The sequence below is a fragment of the Micrococcus sp. KRD077 genome (genome assembly GCF_017168505.1).
Taxonomy (GTDB): Bacteria; Actinomycetota; Actinomycetes; order Actinomycetales; family Micrococcaceae; genus Micrococcus; species Micrococcus luteus.
On record NZ_JABFAZ010000032.1, the window covers coordinates 51,258 to 69,060 of the forward strand.

The 17,803-nt window shown below is 71.9% G+C and carries 16 protein-coding genes; 11 read left to right on the forward strand and 5 right to left on the reverse strand.

Going from position 1 to position 17,803, the window contains the following annotated elements; genetic code table 11:
• The first annotated feature begins 122 nt into the window (after positions 1 to 122).
• Complete coding sequence (locus J1M39_RS08025; RefSeq protein ID WP_095694973.1) at positions 123 to 1,376, forward strand: IS256 family transposase; 1,254 nt, start codon at positions 123 to 125, stop codon at positions 1,374 to 1,376.
• Positions 1,377 to 1,431: 55 nt separating this feature from the next.
• Here J1M39_RS08025 and J1M39_RS08030 read toward each other — a convergent pair whose 3' ends face one another.
• Positions 1,432 to 2,181: a cytochrome c biogenesis CcdA family protein gene (locus J1M39_RS08030; protein WP_036313837.1), complete on the reverse strand. Its 750-nt coding sequence runs from the start codon at positions 2,179 to 2,181 to the stop codon at positions 1,432 to 1,434.
• Between the two features lie 152 nt (positions 2,182 to 2,333).
• On the opposite strand from J1M39_RS08030, the gene cmtR reads away from it, so the two are divergent.
• The 7 genes from cmtR to J1M39_RS08065 all read left to right on the forward strand — a co-directional run bounded on the left by cmtR (position 2,334) and on the right by J1M39_RS08065 (position 9,295).
• A complete protein-coding gene (gene cmtR / locus J1M39_RS08035; RefSeq protein ID WP_036313923.1) occupies positions 2,334 to 2,696 on the forward strand; it encodes a Cd(II)/Pb(II)-sensing metalloregulatory transcriptional regulator CmtR in 363 nt (120 codons plus the stop codon).
• Positions 2,693 to 4,648, forward strand: a complete 1,956-nt coding sequence (locus J1M39_RS08040) for a heavy metal translocating P-type ATPase (RefSeq protein ID WP_170721174.1) — start codon at positions 2,693 to 2,695, stop codon at positions 4,646 to 4,648. Before cmtR ends, J1M39_RS08040 begins: the two co-directional genes overlap by 4 nt.
• Before the next feature lie 180 nt (positions 4,649 to 4,828).
• A complete protein-coding gene (locus J1M39_RS08045) occupies positions 4,829 to 5,302 on the forward strand; it encodes a signal peptidase II (protein WP_230297579.1) in 474 nt (157 codons plus the stop codon).
• A gap of 326 nt (positions 5,303 to 5,628) precedes the next feature.
• A protein-coding gene (locus J1M39_RS08050; RefSeq protein ID WP_102708792.1) for an IS3 family transposase occupies positions 5,629 to 6,803 on the forward strand; the annotation gives its coding sequence in 2 pieces (ribosomal slippage) (positions 5,629 to 5,913 and positions 5,916 to 6,803; 1,173 coding nt in all).
• A gap of 433 nt (positions 6,804 to 7,236) precedes the next feature.
• Entirely contained in the window at positions 7,237 to 7,902 is a 666-nt protein-coding gene (locus tag J1M39_RS08055; RefSeq protein ID WP_036313851.1) for a biotin transporter BioY, read from the forward strand.
• The gene (locus J1M39_RS08060; RefSeq protein ID WP_036313854.1) at positions 7,899 to 8,660 is read left to right on the forward strand and encodes an energy-coupling factor ABC transporter ATP-binding protein; all 762 of its coding nucleotides are present in this window, start codon (positions 7,899 to 7,901) and stop codon (positions 8,658 to 8,660) included. The genes J1M39_RS08055 and J1M39_RS08060 overlap by 4 nt, the downstream gene beginning before the upstream one ends.
• Complete coding sequence (locus J1M39_RS08065) at positions 8,660 to 9,295, forward strand: energy-coupling factor transporter transmembrane component T family protein (RefSeq protein WP_036336646.1); 636 nt, start codon at positions 8,660 to 8,662, stop codon at positions 9,293 to 9,295. Before J1M39_RS08060 ends, J1M39_RS08065 begins: the two co-directional genes overlap by 1 nt.
• Positions 9,296 to 9,334: 39 nt before the next feature.
• On the opposite strand, the gene J1M39_RS08070 is transcribed toward J1M39_RS08065, so the two are convergent.
• A complete protein-coding gene (locus tag J1M39_RS08070; RefSeq protein ID WP_049147545.1) occupies positions 9,335 to 9,787 on the reverse strand; it encodes an acyl-CoA thioesterase in 453 nt (150 codons plus the stop codon).
• A gap of 631 nt (positions 9,788 to 10,418) precedes the next feature.
• On the opposite strand from J1M39_RS08070, the gene J1M39_RS08075 reads away from it, so the two are divergent.
• Positions 10,419 to 10,568: a hypothetical protein gene (locus J1M39_RS08075; protein ID WP_206496654.1), complete on the forward strand. Its 150-nt coding sequence runs from the start codon at positions 10,419 to 10,421 to the stop codon at positions 10,566 to 10,568.
• Between the two features lie 6 nt (positions 10,569 to 10,574).
• Here the strand turns inward: J1M39_RS08075 and J1M39_RS08080 are convergent, their stop codons facing one another.
• The 3 genes from J1M39_RS08080 to J1M39_RS08090 form a co-directional block, all read right to left on the reverse strand.
• Complete coding sequence (locus tag J1M39_RS08080; RefSeq protein WP_095353720.1) at positions 10,575 to 13,106, reverse strand: HAD-IC family P-type ATPase; 2,532 nt, start codon at positions 13,104 to 13,106, stop codon at positions 10,575 to 10,577.
• A gap of 93 nt (positions 13,107 to 13,199) precedes the next feature.
• Positions 13,200 to 13,766, reverse strand: coding sequence for a DinB family protein (locus tag J1M39_RS08085; protein ID WP_100059152.1), 567 nt, complete (start codon positions 13,764 to 13,766; stop codon positions 13,200 to 13,202).
• Between the two features lie 254 nt (positions 13,767 to 14,020).
• On the reverse strand, positions 14,021 to 14,626 hold the full coding sequence (locus tag J1M39_RS08090; protein ID WP_044658732.1) for a TetR/AcrR family transcriptional regulator: 606 nt from the start codon (positions 14,624 to 14,626) through the stop codon (positions 14,021 to 14,023).
• 218 nt (positions 14,627 to 14,844) lie between these two features.
• Between J1M39_RS08090 and J1M39_RS08095 the strand changes: the two genes are divergently transcribed.
• Entirely contained in the window at positions 14,845 to 16,527 is a 1,683-nt protein-coding gene (locus J1M39_RS08095) for a long-chain-fatty-acid--CoA ligase (RefSeq protein ID WP_041104681.1), read from the forward strand.
• A gap of 45 nt (positions 16,528 to 16,572) precedes the next feature.
• A complete protein-coding gene (locus J1M39_RS08100) occupies positions 16,573 to 17,787 on the forward strand; it encodes an acetyl-CoA C-acetyltransferase (protein ID WP_206496655.1) in 1,215 nt (404 codons plus the stop codon).
• Positions 17,788 to 17,803: the final 16 nt, after the last annotated feature.

The following is a 17,803-nucleotide window of genomic DNA, read 5'->3' on the forward strand; positions in this document are numbered from 1 at the left end:
AGTTGAGTCCCGCATAGTGGTGTAGCGCCCGGTGGTCGGGCGTGTCGTCTCAGACGTGGACGCGGCCACCGTGTGATCCGTCGAGTCAACCTTCCACAGAATCCTCGAATGGAGTCATCACGATGACCGCTCCTCATATTCTCGACCCTGCCGGCCTGCTCGGAGAAGCCCTGTCTGAAGCGTCCCCGGACATGATGCGCCATCTGCTGCAGACCATGATCAACACCTTGCTGTCCGCGGATGCCGACGCGGTGGTCGGTGCCGAATGGGGCAAGCCCAGCTCCTCGCGCACTGCTCAGCGGAACGGGTACCGCCACCGGGACCTGGACACCCGGGTCGGCACCCTGGACGTGGCCATCCCCAAGCTCAGATCGGGCACGTACTTCCCGGACTGGCTACTTGAACGCAGGAAGAGAGCGGAGTCGGCGCTGATCACCGTGGTCGCTGACTGCTACCTCGCCGGGGTCTCGACCCGACGGATGGACAAGCTGGTCAAGACTCTGGGCGTCAACGCCCTGTCCAAGTCCCAAGTCTCCCGGATGGCCACCGAGCTCGACGAGCAGGTCGAGGCCTTCCGCCACCGCCCGCTCGGGGTGGCCGGCCCGTTCACGTTCGTGGCCGCCGATGCGCTGAGCATGAAGGTCCGCGAGGGCGGGCGCGTGGTCAACGCCGTGGTGCTGCTGGCCACCGGGGTCAACGCTGACGGCCACCGCGAGGTCCTGGGCCTGCGGGTCGCCACCTCGGAGACCGGGGCGGCGTGGAACGAGTTCTTCGCCGACCTGGTCGCCCGCGGCCTGGCCGGGGTCCGGTTGGTCACTTCTGACGCCCACACCGGACTCAAGGACGCCATCGCGGCGAACCTGCCCGGAGCGACGTGGCAGCGCTGCCGCACCCATTACGCGGCGAACCTGATGGGCATTACCCCGAAGAACATGTGGCCGGCCGTGAAAGCCATGCTGCACTCGGTCTATGACCAGCCCGATGCGGCCAGCGTGCACGCGCAGTTCGACCGGCTCCTGGACTACGTGAGCGAGAAGCTGCCCACCGTGGCTGAGCACCTCGACGCCGCCCGGGCGGACATCCTGGCCTTCACCACGTTCCCGAAGGACGTCTGGACGCAGGTCTGGTCGAACAACCCGGCCGAGCGGCTCAACCGGGAGATCCGCCGTCGCACCGACGCGGTGGGCATCTTCCCCAACCGGGCGGCCATCGTCAGGCTAGTGGGTGCGGTGCTGGCCGAGCAGACCGATGAATGGGCCGAGGGTCGACGCTACCTCGGTCTCGAAGTCCTGGCCCGCTGCAGGCTCACCACCGTGACCAACACCGGAGACGAGGTGGACCCCGACACCGAACTCACCCTCGGCCTCAGCGCCTGACCCCCATGAAGGATCAGACCGCTACACCATCACGAGGGGCTTGACCCGGGCGGGGTTAGACGGGGGTGGTGAAGGTGCCGGCCAGGTTCTGCAGCTGGTAGATCCACAGGGTCCAGATCCCGGTGACCATCAGCACCCCGACGAGCACCAGCAGTACCCCGCCGATGATGTTGAAGGCGCGGATGTGGCGGCGGACGAAGCCCAGCGTTCGGGTGACCCAGTCCAGGCCCATCGCCACCAGCACGAAGGGGATGCCCAGGCCCAGACAGTAGAGGAAGCCCAGCAGGGCCCCGCGCCAGGGGTCCCCGGTGGTGGTGCTCAACGCCAGCACGGCGCTGAGGGTCGGGCCCATACACGGGGTCCAGCCCAGGCCGAAGACCACCCCGAGCAGCGGGGCCCCGGCGATCCCGGTCCTGGGCTGGAAGGACATCCGCCGGGTGTTCTGCAGGAACGGCAGCCAGCCGATGAGCACCAGGCCCATCAGGATCACGAACACCCCCAAGGCCCGGATCAGCGCGTCCTGCCACTGCAACAGCCACCCGCCGATCACCCCGAAGGCGGCCCCGTAGAGGGTGAACACCGCGGCGAAGCCCATAATGAACAGTCCCACCCCGGTCATCACCCGGCGCCGGTTGTCCGCCCGGCGCGGGTCGGCCAGCCCGGAGACATACCCCAGGTATCCGGGCACCAGCGGCAAGATGCACGGGGAGAGGAAGGACACCAGCCCGGCGACCACGGCCAGCGGCATCGCCACCAGCAGTGCCCCGGACTGGACCATCTCGGCGAAGAACCCACCCAGGCTCATGGCCGTCCTCCTCGGCCCCGGCAGCGGCGATGCGGGAAGGTGGGGCAGCAACGGGCAGTCACGGAGGGTCCTCACTGATTCAATCGATCGGGGTCGCCCGGCCCGGGCGAAACCCCGCAAGAGACTACAGTGCAGGCTGTATAGTTCACCACATGCTGACGATTGCGACACGGTTGGACGTGATGAACCGGCTGGGCCGGGCGATGGCCGACCCCACCCGATCCCGGATCCTGCTGTCCCTGCTGGAGGGCCCCGGGTATCCGGCCGAGCTGGCCCAGGCCCTGGGGCTGAGCCGGTCGAACGTGTCGAACCACCTGGCCTGCCTGCGGGACTGCGGGATCGTGGCCGTCGAGCACCAGGGCCGCCGCACCCGGTACGCGATCGTCGATGCGCACCTGGCCCGGGCGCTGAGCAGTCTGCTCGAGGTGACCCTCGCGGTGGATGCCTCCGCGCCCTGCCTGGACCCGGGCTGCCCGGTACCCCGGTGCTGCGACACGGCGGAGGTGGCCTCGTGAGCGCCGCCTGCGGCTGCGAGGCCCCGACCCCCACTCCCGGTGCACCCGAGGAGCACGAGGAGCACCGGCCGTGGTGGCGCGATGCAGCCATCCTGCTCCCGGCGCTCTCCGGGCTGGCGTTCCTCACCGGGCTGGTCCTGGAATGGTCCGGGGCCGGTCTCGTGGCCACGGTGGTGTTCTGGGTCGGGCTGGTGCTGGGCGCCTGGACCTTCGTGCCCGGGGCGCTGCGCGGATTGTTCACCCGGGGCCGGCTCGGGATCGGACTGCTGATGACGATCAGCGCCATCGGCGCGGTGATCCTGGGCTACATCGAGGAGGCCGCCGCCCTGGCGTTCCTGTACTCCATCGCCGAGGCCCTGGAAGACAAGGCCATGGACCGGGCCCGGGCGGGCCTGCGCGCCCTGCTGAAACTGGTGCCCGAGACCGCGACCATCCGGGCCGGCGGGGCCACGGTGGAGGTCGAGGCCAAGGACCTGCGACCCGGGCAGGTGCTCGTGGTCCGGCCCGGGGAACGGGTCGCCACCGACGGGATCGTGCGTACCGGGCGCAGTTCCCTGGACACCTCGGCGATCACCGGCGAGTCCATCCCGGTCGAGGTCGGCCCGGGAGACACCGTCTCGGCCGGGTCGATCAATACCGCCGGGGCCCTGGAGATTGACGCCACCGCCGCCGGCACCGACAACTCCCTGACCACCATCGTGCACCTGGTCGAACAGGCCCAGGCCGAGAAGGGGGACCGGGCCCGGCTGGCCGACCGGATCGCGAAGCCCCTGGTGCCCGGGGTGCTCATCCTGGCCGTGCTCGTCGCGGCCCTCGGGTCCCTGCTCGGGGACCCGGAACTGTGGATCACCCGCGCCCTGGTGGTGTTGGTGGCCGCCTCGCCCTGCGCGCTGGCCATCGCGGTGCCGGTCACCGTGGTCTCGGCGATCGGCGCGGCCAGCCGGTTCGGGGTGGTCATCAAATCCGGGGCCGCCTTCGAGCGCCTCGGCGGGATCCGCCACCTGGCGGTGGACAAGACCGGGACCCTGACCCGCAACCAGCCCACCGTCACCGCCGTGCTCGCCGCCCCCGGCATCACCGAGGACCAAGTGCTGGGCTGGGCCGCGGCACTGGAACAGCACAGCACCCACCCGTTGGCCGCGGCCATCACCGCCGCCACCCCGGACACGCCCGCGGCCGAGGGCGTCACCGAGACCGCCGGGCACGGGATCACCGGCCGCCTGGACGGGGCTACCGTCACCGTCGGCAGCCCCCGCTGGCTGGCCCCCGGCCCCCTGGCGGCCCAGGTCCAGGGGCTGGAGGACCAGGGCATGACCGTGGTCATCATCCACCGCGACGGGGCGGTCGCCGGGGCCATCGGGGTCCGTGACGAACTGCGCCCTGAGGTCCCCACCGTCGTGACCACCCTGACCGGCCAGGGCATCGACCTGACCATGCTCACCGGGGACAACGCCCGCACCGCCCGGGCGATCGCCGACCAGGCCGGCATCGACGACGTGCGCGCCGAGTTGCGCCCCGAGGACAAGGCCACCGCCGTCCACCAGTTGACCGGCACCCGGCCCACCGCGATGATCGGTGACGGCATCAACGACTCTCCCGCCCTGGCCGCCGCCGAGGTCGGCATCGCCATGGGCGCCACCGGCTCGGACGCAGCCATCGAATCCGCCGATGTCGCCTTCACCGGCCACGACCTGCGCCTGATCCCCCAAGCTCTGGCCCACGCCCGCCGCGGCCGGGCCATCATCAATCAGAACATCATTCTCTCGCTGCTGATCATCGCCGTGCTGCTGCCGCTGGCCATCACCGGCGTCCTCGGCCTGGCCGCCGTGGTCCTGGTCCACGAGGTCGCCGAGGTCATCGTCATCGGCAACGGCCTGCGCGCCGCCACCACCCGACGCACCGCCCTGGAACCCCTCACCGACCGGCAAGCCCAACCCGCCACCACGGGATGAGCTCCTACCGTGCCTGCGGGACAGAGACGCCCAGGCCCGGTGAGACCCGACCTGTCCGGTCCATCCGGTACCTGCCAGCGATTTCACAGGTCGCGCCGGGGTCAGCAGATCCACTGAGGCGCCGGGAAACGGGCGCATCGCGAAAGGACACGAATGAACCACCGGCGCAGGTACCCCCTGGTGCTCTTGACCATTGCGATCGGGGCCGGCGTAGTGGTCCTGGACCAGGTGACCAAGTGGTGGGCGGAGAACAGCCTGTCCACGGGCGAGCGAGTCCCGCTCCTGGGTGAGCTGCTCGGGCTCCAGCTGGCCTACAACCCCGGGGCGGCCTTCTCGTTCGGGGCCAACTCGACCTGGATCTTCACCATCATCTCGGCGGTGGCGGTCGCCGCGGCGATCTGGTTCACCCTCCGGGTCCGTACCGTGTCCTGGGCGATCGTGATCGGGTGTCTCGGCGGCGCGGTGACTTCCCACCTGGGTGACCGGCTCCTGCGCCCACCGTCATTCGGGCAAGGCCACGTGGTGGACTTCCTCGCCTACGGGAACTGGTTCATCGGCAACATCGCGGACATCTTCATTGTCGGCGGGGCGCTGGCCGCGGTCCTCCTGACCGCCACGGTGCCCGACCGGGGCACCGTCGACGTCGCGCGATAACCACTACTAGGACTCCCCTCCGCGGCCCGCTGCAGTCGGTCCCCCCTAGGGAGTCAACCTGCCGGCGCCGTACGAGACCACACGGTGATCTTGGCGGGGTGGGGCGGTGCGACAGGTGGGTGGCACGCCTCGACGCCGGTCGGCGATGGAGCAGAAGCCCCGGCCCTGGGAACGACAGACCATATCCGCGTCCCGACCCCGGTGCTCCTGACCCCTGTGGTCAAGGGGCCGATCGTGCACAGGCCGACGGCCGAGGGAGGGACTGACGCACGTACAGGTGACATACGATCTGTGGTGTTCCCACACCACAGGGAAGGATGTGCACCATGCCCGCCCCCTACCCCAAAGAGTTCCGCGATGATGTCGTCCGGGTCGCGCAGAACCGTGAGCCCGGCACCCATCTGAAAGACATCGCGAAGGACTTCGGCATCTCCGAGTCCTGCCTGACGAACTGGATTCGCCAGGCCGATATCGAAGCAGGCAACATCCCAGGCACCACCAAGGCCGAGGCCGAAGAACTCCGCGCAGCCCGCCGCAGGATCCGGCTCCTCGAGCAGGAGAACGAAGTCCTACGCCGCGCCGCGGCCTACCTCTCCCAGGCGAACCTGCCGAAAAAATGATGTACCCGCTCGTGTCCGAGCTCGCCGCCGACCAGATCCCGGTCGCGGTGTCCTTGCGGGTCCTCAAGCTCGCCCGCCAGCCCTACTACCGCTGGCGGGACCAGCCCGTCGCCGTTTCTGAGGTGGAGCAGGCCTACCGGGCCAACGCCCTGCACGCCGCTCACCTGAACGATCCGGAGTTCGGGTACCGGCTGCTGCGGGACGAGGCCGAGGCGGCCGGGGAGCGAATGGCCGCCCGTACTGCCTGGCGGCTCTGCCGCCAGAACGGGTGGCACTGCGGGTTCGGGGCCAAGCGTGGCAAGTACGGGACCCGCCCAGGCCCACCCGTGCACGACGACCACGTCCGCCGGGACTTCTCTGCCGAAGCTCCGAACCGGCTGTGGCTGACCGACATCACCGAGCACCCCACCAGTGAGGGCAAGCTCTACCTCTGCGCGATCAAGGATCTCTACGCCGGCAGGATCGTGGGGTACTCCATGGCCGGGCGTATGCAGGCCTCGTTGGCCGTGAACGCCCTCGAGCAGGCCGTGGCACGCCGCGGCGGCACCGATGCGGTGGCCGGGTGCATCGTGCACTCGGACCGCGGCTCGCAGTTCCGCTCGGCCCTATTCCAGGACGCCCTCACCACCCACGGGCTGATCGGGTCCATGGGTCAGGTCGGTGCTGCCGGGGACAACGCGGCTATGGAGTCCTTCTTCGCGTTGCTGCAGAAGAACGTGCTGGACCGACGCGACTGGGACACCCGGGACGAGCTGCGGGCCGGGATCATCACCTGGATCGAGCGGACCTACCACCGCCGCCGCCGGCAGGTGCGCCTGGGCCGATTGACGCCGGTCGAGTACGAGTTGATCATGGACCACACGCCCGCAGACGCGGCGTGAAGACGGCTGTCACCTACACGTGCACCAGTCCCCTATGACCCTTAGTCGATCGATGTTCAAAGGTCAAGACCTAAGTGACTCGTGGTCGTATGAAACATACTTGCGCGTTTGTGAAATCTTCGCTGCATCTCGACACATGGATCGAGCGTAGCGCCCGTGATCCCGTGCGCTGGTCAGGCGAGGGGCAGGAGGAGCCGATGTCAACCCTTCAGGGCCTGACCGGCGTATGAATCAAATTCGCGCGTTTCTGAAATCTTCGTTGCATCTCGACAACCGCTGCCTCGGTGTCGCCCCGGGAACGCACCCCGGCCGCCCACACCTCCGCCCCTGCAGTAGACTCCTGAACACTGTTCAACTCGTCGGGCACTCGCCATGCGCCCCGCGCCTCGGCTGAGCGCCCCCTCGCACTCGCTTCCGCACCAGGAGTCCCTCCATGAGCACTTCCGTGCCCTCGTCCCACGACGGCCACGTCCGCCCCGCGGCCACCACGACGGCGGACCGCCCCACCGACGCCGGCCGCCCCCGTCGCGGTTCCGCCGGCGGCAGCCTCGCGCGCATCGCCGTCATGACCGCGTTGATGGCCGTCCTCGGTCTGGTGCCGCCGATCGCCGTCGCCGGTGTGCCCGCCCCGATCGTGCTGCAGAACATCGCCGTGATCCTGGCCGGTGTGATCCTCGGCCCGTGGCGCGGGGCCGCCTCGATGGCGCTGTTCGCCGGCCTCGTGGCGCTCGGCCTGCCGCTGCTCAGCGGCGGCCGCGGCGGCCTGGGCGTGTTCGCCGGCCCGACGGCCGGCTTCATCCTCGGCTGGATCCCGTCCGCGCTGATCGTCGGCCTGATCTTCTGGGCCCTCACCTCCCGGGCCCGGCCCGGCCTCGGCGCCGGACGGGTCGCGCTCGGGGCGGCCGTCGCCGGGCTGATCGGTGGCGTCGTGATGGTCTACTTCTTCGGCGTGCTCGGCTTCGTCGGGATCGCCGGGATGGAGTTCGGCGCCGCCGTCCTCTCCATGGCCCCGTTCGTGCCCGGTGACCTGCTCAAGCTCGTCGTGTCCGTCATCCTCGTCGTCGGCCTGTGGAAGGCCTACCCCCGCGCCTTCCGATGAGCCCGGACCGTTCCGTCACCCTCACGGGCGTCCGCGTCGAGGCCGATGGCCCCGAGGGCGTCGTCGTGCTCCTCGACGGCGTGGACCTCACCCTCACCGCCCCGCGTGTGGCGGTGATCGGGGAGAACGGCTCCGGCAAGTCCACGCTGGCCCGCGCGATCGCCGGGCTGGCCGACGTCGTCGCCGGGGAGGTGACCGTGCACGGGGTGGACGCCGTCCGGGACGTGAAGGCGCTGCGCCGCACCGTCGGCTTCGTGTTCGCGAACCCGGCCGCGCAGATGGTCATGCCCACCGTCCGGGAGGACGTGGAGCTGACCGTGAAGTCGCTCAGGGACGACGCCGGCCGCCGCCTGACCAAGGACGACGTCGCCGCGCGCGTGGCCGCGGCGCTCCAGGAGCACCGGCTCACCGCGCTCGCGGACCGGGCGTGCCTGTCCCTGTCTTCGGGGCAGGCGCAGCGGCTGGCGATGTGCTCGGTGATGACCACCGGGCCGTCCCTGGTGATCGCCGACGAGCCGACCTCCCTGCTGGACGGCCGGCACCGGCGGATCGTGGCCGACCGGCTGCTGGCCGCCGACCCCTCCGCCCCGGACGGGTTCCAGCTGCTGCTGGTGACCCACGACCTCGAGCTGGCCCGTGCATGCGACGAGGCCGTGTGGGTCCACGGCGGCCGTGTGGAGCGGACCGGCCCGGCCGAGGACGTGGTCGAGGCGTACGAGCACTTCCTGGATCACGCCGTGGCGGCGGAGCTGCGCTGATGCTCTCCCTGTACATCCACGGCGACTCGCCCCTGCACCACGCCCGCGCCGGCCTCAAGACGGGCCTGTTCGCGGTGTGGGTGTTGGCCCTGACCCTGCTGCCACTGTCCCTGTGGACCGCGGGCGCCGCCGTCGTGGGCGCCGTAACCGCGTATCTCGTGGGCTTCGGGCTGCGGCGCGGGGCGGCGATGATCGCCTCCGACCTGCGCGCTCTGTGGCTGTTCTACGTGGTCCTGTTCGCGGCGCAGTGGATCTTCACCGACGCGTTCGCCGCCGGACTCATGGTGGCGCGCGTGCTCGGGCTCGTGCTCACCGCGCAGGTGTTGACGCGCACCACCCGGATCGCGGACATGACCGGGGTGGCCGAGGCGGTGCTGCGGCCGGTCGAGCGGATCCCGTGGGCGGGGCCGCGCCTGGCGCGGGCGGGGTTCCGCGCCGACCGCGTGGGCCTGGCGATGGGCCTGGTGCTCTCCTCGATCGGGCACCTGCGCGCCCTGGCCGAGCAGATCCGGCATGCGCAGGCCGCCCGCGGGGTGCGGATGGCGCCGTGGGCCTGGGCGCTGCCGCTGCTGGTGCTCAGCTTCAAGCACGCGGACGACGTCGGGGACGCCCTGGCCGCCCGCGGCATCGACTAGAGCCGCCCGCCCCCGGACCGCGTGGGGCGGCGGGCCGGCTCAGAGGGGGTTGTCCAGGGGCAGACGGTCGCGGTCGTAGGTGATCTCGGTGAAGCCGTGGGGCACGGGCTTGCCGTCCTCGCCCAGGGACACGAACACGATCTTGTCGATGGTCAGGATCATCTCGCCGGTCACGATGTTCCGCACCTTCGCCCGCATGGTCAGGGACGTGCGCCCGAACTCGGTGGCGCGCAGGCCCATCTCGATCATGTCGCCCTGCTTCGCCGAGGCCAGGAAGTTGATCTCCGAGATCAGCTTCGTCACGCACCGCGGGTTGCCCAGCTGCAGGGTCGCGTAGATGGCCGCCTCCTCGTCGACCCAGCGCAGCAGCGAGCCGCCGAAGAGGGTGTTGTTCGCGTTGAGGTCCTCCGGCTTGACCCACTTGCGGGTGCGGAAGTTGACGTCGTCGTGGGCGGCGCGGTCGGCCGAACGGGTGAAGAGCGTGGAGTCCATGGCCCCACGGTAGAGCGACGCCGACGCCGGCACGAGGGAGGGCGCCCGATGCGGAGACGTGCTCGAGCAGGCCGTAGGGTCGCCGGAAGGGATCCGCAACGGAGCACACAGGAAGGACCCGGCCGATGACCATCCGCCCCCACTCCGACCCCGTCACACCCGACGCCACCTGGCGCGATGTGCCGGTGCTCGGCTTCACGGTCGCGGCCGGCATCGCCGTCCTGTTCTGCCTGGTCTGGCTGCTCCGGGACGGACTCACCACCGACTACACGTGGGGGCTGCTGCTGTCCCCGGTGCTCATGAGTGTGCCCGGGGCGGCGGTGATGGTCCTCTGGGAGCGGCTCCTCGCCCGCGTCCCGCGGCTGGCCGCCACGCTGGTGGCCGTCGCCGCCCTCCTGGCCCTCGGGCTGGTGCTCGCATGGTGGCTCGTCGAGGTGAACGCGCAGACGCACCTGTTCACCGGGAGCACGTTCTGGCTGCTCGCCGTCGCCCCGGTCTGCGCGGGCCTCGCCTGGCTCGCGCACCGGCTGCTCCCGCCGGCCCGCCGGCCCGTGGGGGAGCCCCCCGCCGCCCTCGACGACGACGCCTGGGCCCGCCGCCCCGCCGGCGGGCCTGGGCGGTCACCGCGTTCGTGGTGCTCATCCTGGCCACCCGTCTCCCGGGCGTGGTGGCCGGGGAGCGGCTCAGCGCGTGGGACGTCGCGTACCTGCTGGTCGCCGTCGTCGTGCTGGTGTGGACGTGGCTCGACTACCGGGCCGCCGTGCGTCGCGCCCGCCGCTGAGGGGTCTCAGGCCCCCGCGGCGGCCAGCACCCTCGCCACGTGGCGGCGGTGCACCTGGTGGATGACCTCGATCAGTCCGCACCCGAGCGCGGCGACCACCAGCGCGGCCACGAGCACGTCCGTGGGCGGGACCTCCATCCGGTGGTACCAGCGGGAGGCCGGCACCAGCACGACGGCGGCCAGCACCGCGTACATCGCCAGGATGAGGACCACCACGCGCGCGCTCAGCGGCCGGGACATCACGCTGAGCACCCACAGGCCCAGCAGGGTCAGGGTGATCATGAACGCGGCCTGCTGGCGGGCCAGGTCGATGTCGCCGGCGGTGAGGCGCACGTACGAATGCAGGGCCACCATGGACAGCAGGATCACCGCGCCGGAGGGGATCGCGAACCGCAGCGCCCGCCCCAGGAATCCGGGCACGTAGCGGCGCGGGTTCGGCAGCAGCGCGAGGAAGAACGTGGGCGCGCCGATCATGATGAAGTCCACGGTGGAGGCCTGCCGCGGCAGCAGCGGGAACTGCCACGCGAACAGGGAGAACACCACGCCGAACAGCAGCGCGTACGTCGTCTTCGTCAGGTAGATGTGGGCGAGCCGCTCCATGTTCGCGATCACCTGGCGGCCCTCGCCGAGCACGCGCGGCAGGCGGTCGAAGCGCCCGTCCAGCAGCACCATCCGGGACACCGCCTTGGTGGCCGGGGCCGCGTTGCCCATGGCGATGCCCAGGTCCGCGGTCTTCAGGGCCAGGGCGTCGTTCACGCCGTCGCCGGTCATGGCCACCACGTGCCCGCGCGACTGCAGCGCCTGCACCATCGCCTTCTTCTGGTCCGGGCTGACGCGGCCGAACACGTCGTGCTCGGCCATCACGGCGGCGAGCTCCCCGGGCTCGTCCGGCAGGGTGCGCCCGTCATAGGCCTGGCCCGCCACCTCGAGGCCCACCTCGCGGGCCACGGCGGCCACGGTGCGTGGGCTGTCCCCGGAGATCACCACGGTCCGCACGCCCTGCGCGTGGAAGTAGTCGAGGGTCTCGGCGGCGTCCGGGCGCACGTTCTCGCGGAACGTCACGACGGCGACCGGGACGCCTCCGGCGGGCAGCGCATCCCCGATCAGGGGCGCGTCCGTGCGGGCCAGCAGCAGCACGCGGCGGCCGGCGTCCGCGTCGGCGTGGACCTGGGCGCGGACGGCCTCGGCGGCGTCGGGGCCCAGGAGCCGCTCGTCCACGAGGGCCTCGGGCGCGCCGAGCAGCCACGTGCCGGCCGCGGCCCCGGCCTCCGGGCCGAACGCGACCGCCGACCACCGGCGCGCGGAGGAGAACGCCACCTGGGCCGCGGGGTCCACGGCCGGGACGGCCGTGAAGGGCTCGCGCAGGGCCGCCGCGGTGGGGTTCACGTCCGGGTCCGCGCCGAACCAGGCGAGCACGGCCCGAGCCCCGTCGCCGACCTCGGCCGGGGCGCCGTCGTCGTGGGCGTCCGGGGACGCGTCCGCCGAGGCGGGCGCGGTGAGCCGGTCGAACCGGACGCCGCCCTCGGTGAGGGTGCCGGTCTTGTCCAGGCAGACGGTGTCCACGCGGGCCAGGACCTCCACGGCGGGCTGCTCCTGGATGAGGACCTCCTGCTGGGCCAGCTTGAGCGCGGACACGGCGAACGCGATGGTCGTCATGAGCGCCAGGCCCTGCGGGATCATGCTGGTCACCGCCGCCACGGACGCGATCAGCGCGGGCTCCAGGGCGGCCTCGCGCGGCTGGGAGAGGGCGAGGGACCAGCCGCCGACCGCCGTCATCTGGCCGTGCACGATCACCGCGATGATCGGCACCAGGGCGATCGTCAGCCAGCGGGCCACCTTCTCCAGGGCGCCGCGCAGCTCCGAGTGGATGGCGGAGTAGCGGCGGGCCTCGGCGCTGAGCCGGGCCGCGTGCGAGGCCGAGCCCACCGCCGTCGCGCGCACCAGGCCCGCGCCGGCCACGACGGCCGAGCCCGAGAGCACGGCGTCCCCGGGGGTCTTGGGCACGGGGTCGTTCTCCCCGGTGAGCAGCGCCTCGTCCATGTCCAGGCCGTCCGAGACGAGGACCTCGCCGTCCACGGGCACCTGGTCGCCGCGGCGCAGCACCACGACGTCGTCCCGCACGATCCGCGCCATCGGCAGGGGCACGCGCGCCCCGTCCCGGATGACGACGACGTCGTCCTGGTGCAGCAGCGCGATCCGGTCCAGCTTCCGCTTGGCCGAGTACTCCTGGACCACGCCGATCACCACGTTGGCCACGGCCGCCAGCGAGAACAGCAGGTCCAGCCAGCGGCCCATCAGGATCACGACGACGGCGCACAGCGCGATCGCCAGGTTGAACAGCGTGAACACGTGCACGCGCAGGATCTGCCCCAGCGAGCGGGACGTGTCCCGCGACTGGACGTTGACCAGGCCCGCGGCCTCCCGCTCGGCGACCTCGGCGGCGGTGAGCCCGGTGATCCCCGCCGCGCCGGTGAACCCCAGGCCCGTCCCGCTCTCGGGGGCGGACGGGTGCGCGGACGCAGGGGAGGGGGAGGCCATGGCACAGAATCTACCCAGCCGGCGTGGGGCCGGGCATCCGACGAGGGGATGAACCCGGGTGCGACCGCAGGCGGGACTGCGGGTGGGGCGGGCTCACTCGCCGGCCTGGCCGTCGATCCCCTCGCGCAGCAGGTCGGCGTGGCCGGCGTGGCGGCCGTACTCCTCGATCATGTGGGTGAGGATCCACCGCAGCGAGACCGGGTCCCGCCCCTCCCGGATCCGGTGGGCGCGGGCCAGGGCCGCGTCGCCGTCGTCGCCGTCCGCCGCGAGCAGGTCCACCACGATCTGCCGGGAGCGCTCCACCTGGCCCTGCCAGAGGGCGCGCAGGTCCGCCGCGGAGTCCTGCGCCGCGCTGTGCCAGTCCCAGTCGGGGTCGGCGTCGAAGTCCGCTCCCACCCAGGGCGCCGAGGTGGGCTCGCCGAGGGCGACGGCCTCGAACCACCAGAACTCGACGAACGCGAGGTGCTTGAGCAGGCCGCCGAGCGTCATCGCGGACGGGTGCCCCGGCAGCCGGCGGTGCAGCGCCGCCGTGTCCAGGTCCGCCGTCTTCCACTCGATCGTGGCGCGCAGGAAGTCGAGGAAGCCCAGCAGGGTGGCGGCCTCGCCCGCGGCGAAGGGCGGCTCGGGGCGGCCCTGGTCGTCGTAGAACACGGTGGTCATGGCGGCCAGGCTACGCCCCACCTCGCGTTTTCGTTCGGGAAACGGCGCGTGCGGGGGCGGGTGAGCTGGCGGACCTGGAACGCGTGCGGTCGCTCCGAGCCTGAAAAGTGCGCTCATACCGACCGCAGGCGTTCCCGGAACGGGCGGGCCGGCGTCGTGGCCACCCAGGAGGACCCGGAGGAGCTCGTCGGGGTCAGCGAGGACTGGGCGGCGCAGGCGTACGCGGACGCCGCCGCGGTGGGCGGCGATCCTGCTCACCGCGGCGGATCCACCACGAGCCGCACCCGCGGGCTCGCCTGTTCGGCGGCGCCCTCCTGGGTCTCGGCGATCCGGCGCCAGATGCGGTCCGCCGACGGGTCGACCATCAGGTGCCCCATCTGCCGGATGACGGTGCCGAACACGGACGTCGGCATGCTGCGCCGCGGGGCGAAGCCGGACCGGCGCAGGCGCTCGGTCTGTTCCGTGGTCAGGTCCACGAGGCGCTCCAGCAGGGACTCGGTCTCCCCGCCGGCCTCCAGCAGCGAGCGGCGCACGTAGGCCCCCACCACCGGGTGGTCGGCCAGCAGGTCCGCGAACGCCGCGTCGCGGGCCGCGGACACCTCCTGTGGGGTGCCCACGAGCGGGACCTCGTCGAGGGTCGCGGCGATCAGGCGCAGCACGTCGTCGTCGACGGCGCGGGTCAGCCCCGCCTTGCTGCCGAAGTGGTGCCGCACCAGCCCGGGGGCGACGCCGGCCCGTTGCGCTATCTCGCGGACGCTGGCCATCTCGACCCCCCGCTCGGCATACAGCTCGAGGGCCGCCAGGCGCAGGCGCGCGGGGGAGGAGAGATCGTCCTGATCGAAGGGCAGGGGGGTGTTCATCGGGTCCTCGGGGCTGGGTCGGCGGATGGGATGGCCCGTGGTCGGGAGATGAGGATGCGGGGGCTCGCTGAACCCTACGGCAGGGATCGAAACGCCCCCCGCACCCTTCTTGCACGCTAGTGCAACATCGTGCTTGAGTGTGCAACACCAGCCCAGTGAGGCACGTCACAGATGACTGCCGCCCGCCTCCGCGACCACCACACCTCCCAGGGGGACCCATGCAGACCACCGACACCGTCCTCGGCACCCCGTCCACCATGGGCGACGACGAGCAGCTCACCACCACTCGCCTCCTGCGGGACGCCGCCCGGACCTTCGGGGATCAGCACATCATCCACACCCGCGGCGGCGGCTCCCCGTGGCAGACCACCACCTACGCGGCCGTGTGGGAGCGGGTGCGCCGCATCGCCGCGGCCCTGCGCGCCGAGGGCGTCGGGCCGGGGGACCGGGTCGGCCTGCTGCTGTGGAACGACGTCCGCCACCTCGAGTCCTACTTCTCCGTCCCGCTGCTGGGCGCGACCATGGTGCAGCTCAACCTGCGCCTGGCGCCCACGGACCTGGCCTACGTGATCACCCACGCGCAGGTGGGGACGATCGTCGTGGACGAGACCCTCCTGGAGCTCGCCGCCGCGCTCGAACCGCACCTGCCCGACGGCGTCCGCTGGATCGTGGCCGGCGACGGTGAGCTCCCCGCCGACTGGGCCGGTCGCGACGACGTCCTCTCCTACGAGGCCCTCCTCGACGGGCACGAGCCGCTCGAGACAGGGGGCCTGCCGAACGTGAGCGAGCGCTCCGCCTCCGGCGCCTGCTACACCACGGGCACCACCGGCCGCCCCAAGGGCGTCTTCTACTCGCACCGTGCCACCTGGCTGCACGCGCACGCCGTGGTGTCCACCCTGGGCATGACCATGGCGGACACCGCCCTGCTGCTGACCCCCATGTTCCACGCGCAGTGCTGGGGCCTGCCGTTCGCCGCCGTCGCCGTGGGCGCGCGCCTGGTGCTGCCGGGCCGGTTCAACCTCACGGACACCCCGTGGCTGACCTCCACCCTCGTGGACCACGGCGTCACCGTGGCCCCGGCAGCCCCCGCGATCCTCATGCCGATGCTCCACCACCTCCGCACCCTCGAGACGCCCCCACGGATGGACGGCGTGCGCCTGCTGTGCGGCGCGACGGAGCCCCCCGTGGCCATGATGCGCGGCTTCGACGAGCTCACCGGCGCGGAGGTCATCCACGCCTACGGCGCCACGGAGACCTCGCCCATCGTCTCCCTCAACCGCATGAAGCCGAGCCTCATGGACACCCTCTCCGAGGATGAGCGGTGGAACCTCAAGCGGTTCCAGGGCCTCGTCGTCGTCGGGGTGGACGTGAAGATCACCGACCCCCTGGGCGAGCTGCTGCCGCCCGGCGAGGAGAACGTGGGCGAGATCCGCCTGCGCGGGCCCTGGGTGACCACCTCCTACGCGGACAACGCCGAGGCCACCGAGGCCGGCTTCGACGACGAGGGCTACTGGCGCTCCGGGGACCTGGGCTACCTCTCCCCGGAGGGCTACCTCAAGGTCACCGACCGCCTGAAGGACGTGGTCAAGTCCGGTGGCGAGTGGATCTCCTCGATCGACCTGGAGAACCACATCATGACCGTCCCCGGGGTCCGCGACGCCGCCGTGATCGGCGTCCCCCACCCCCAGTGGGAGGAGCGTCCTCTGGCCCTCGTGGTGCGGGACGAGGACTCCGACGTCGACCAGGACGCCGTCCTCGCCGCACTCGCCGAGCGCTTCGCCACCTGGCAGCTGCCGGACGAGGTCCGCTTCGTGACGGAGATCGACCGGACCGGCGTCGGGAAGGTCAACAAGCGCAAGCTGCGCGCCGACTACGCCGACGCCCTCACCTCCGGCCGCTGACCGGCCCGCCACCTCCCCAGACCCACCCCGACCCCAGGAGACCCCGTGACCCAGGACGCCTTCCTCTACGACGCCCTCCGCACGCCGCGCGGTGCCGGCAAGCCCTCCGGCTCCCTCCACGAGGTCAAGCCGATCGACCTCGTCGTCGGCCTGACCCACGCGCTGCGCGACCGCCATGAGGGGCTCGACCCCGCCGACATCGAGGACATGATCCTCGGCTGCGTCAGCCCGGTGGGCGACCAGGGCGCGGTCCTGCCCCGGGTGGCCGCCCTCAAGGCGGGCCTGCCGCAGACCGTGGCCGGCGTGCAGCTGAACCGGTTCTGCGCCTCCGGGCTCGAGGCCGTGAACCAGGCCGCCGCCCGCATCCGCTCCGGCTGGGAGTCTCTGCTCGTGGCCGGCGGCGTGGAGTCCATGTCCCGCGTGCCCATGGGCTCCGACGGCGGCGCGTGGGCCATGGACCCGGCCACCTCCCTGGCCACCGACTTCGTCCCGCAGGGCGTCTCCGCGGACCTGATCGCCACCCGTGAGGGATTCAGCCGCGCAGAGCTGGACCGCTTCGCCGCGCAGAGCCACCGCCGTGCTGCGGCGGCGTGGCAGGAGGGCCGGTTCGCCCGCTCCGTGGTCCCGGTGACGGACATGAACGGGATGACCGTGCTGGACCGGGACGAGACCATCCGCCCCGACTCGACCGTGGAGACCCTGGCCACGCTCAAGCCCTCCTTCGAGGCGCTGGGTCGGGAGGCGGGCTTCGACGCCGTGGCGCTGGAGAAGTACAGCTCGCTGGCGGAGATCGAGCACCCGCACCACCCCGGCAACTCCTCGGGCATCGTCGACGGCGCCGCGCTGACGCTGATCGGCTCCGAGGAGGCCGGCCGGCGGGCCGGGATGAGCCCGCGGGCCCGGATCGTCTCCGCCGCCGTCGTCGGCTCCGAGCCCACCATCATGCTCACCGGCCCCACCCCGGCGTGCCGCAAGGCCCTCGAGGTGGCCGGCATGACCGCCGCGGACATCGACCTCGTGGAGATCAACGAGGCGTTCGCGGCCGTGCCGCTGCTGCTGATGAAGGAGATGGGCTGGACCGAGGAGCAGACCAACGTCAACGGCGGCGCGATCGCCATGGGCCACCCCCTGGGCGCCACCGGCGCCATGATCCTCGGCACCCTCGTGGACGAACTCGAGCGGCGCGACCTGCGGACCGGCATCGCCACGCTCTGCATCGGCGCCGGCATGGGCGTCGCCACCATCGTCGAGCGCGTCTGAGCGCCCCACCCACCCG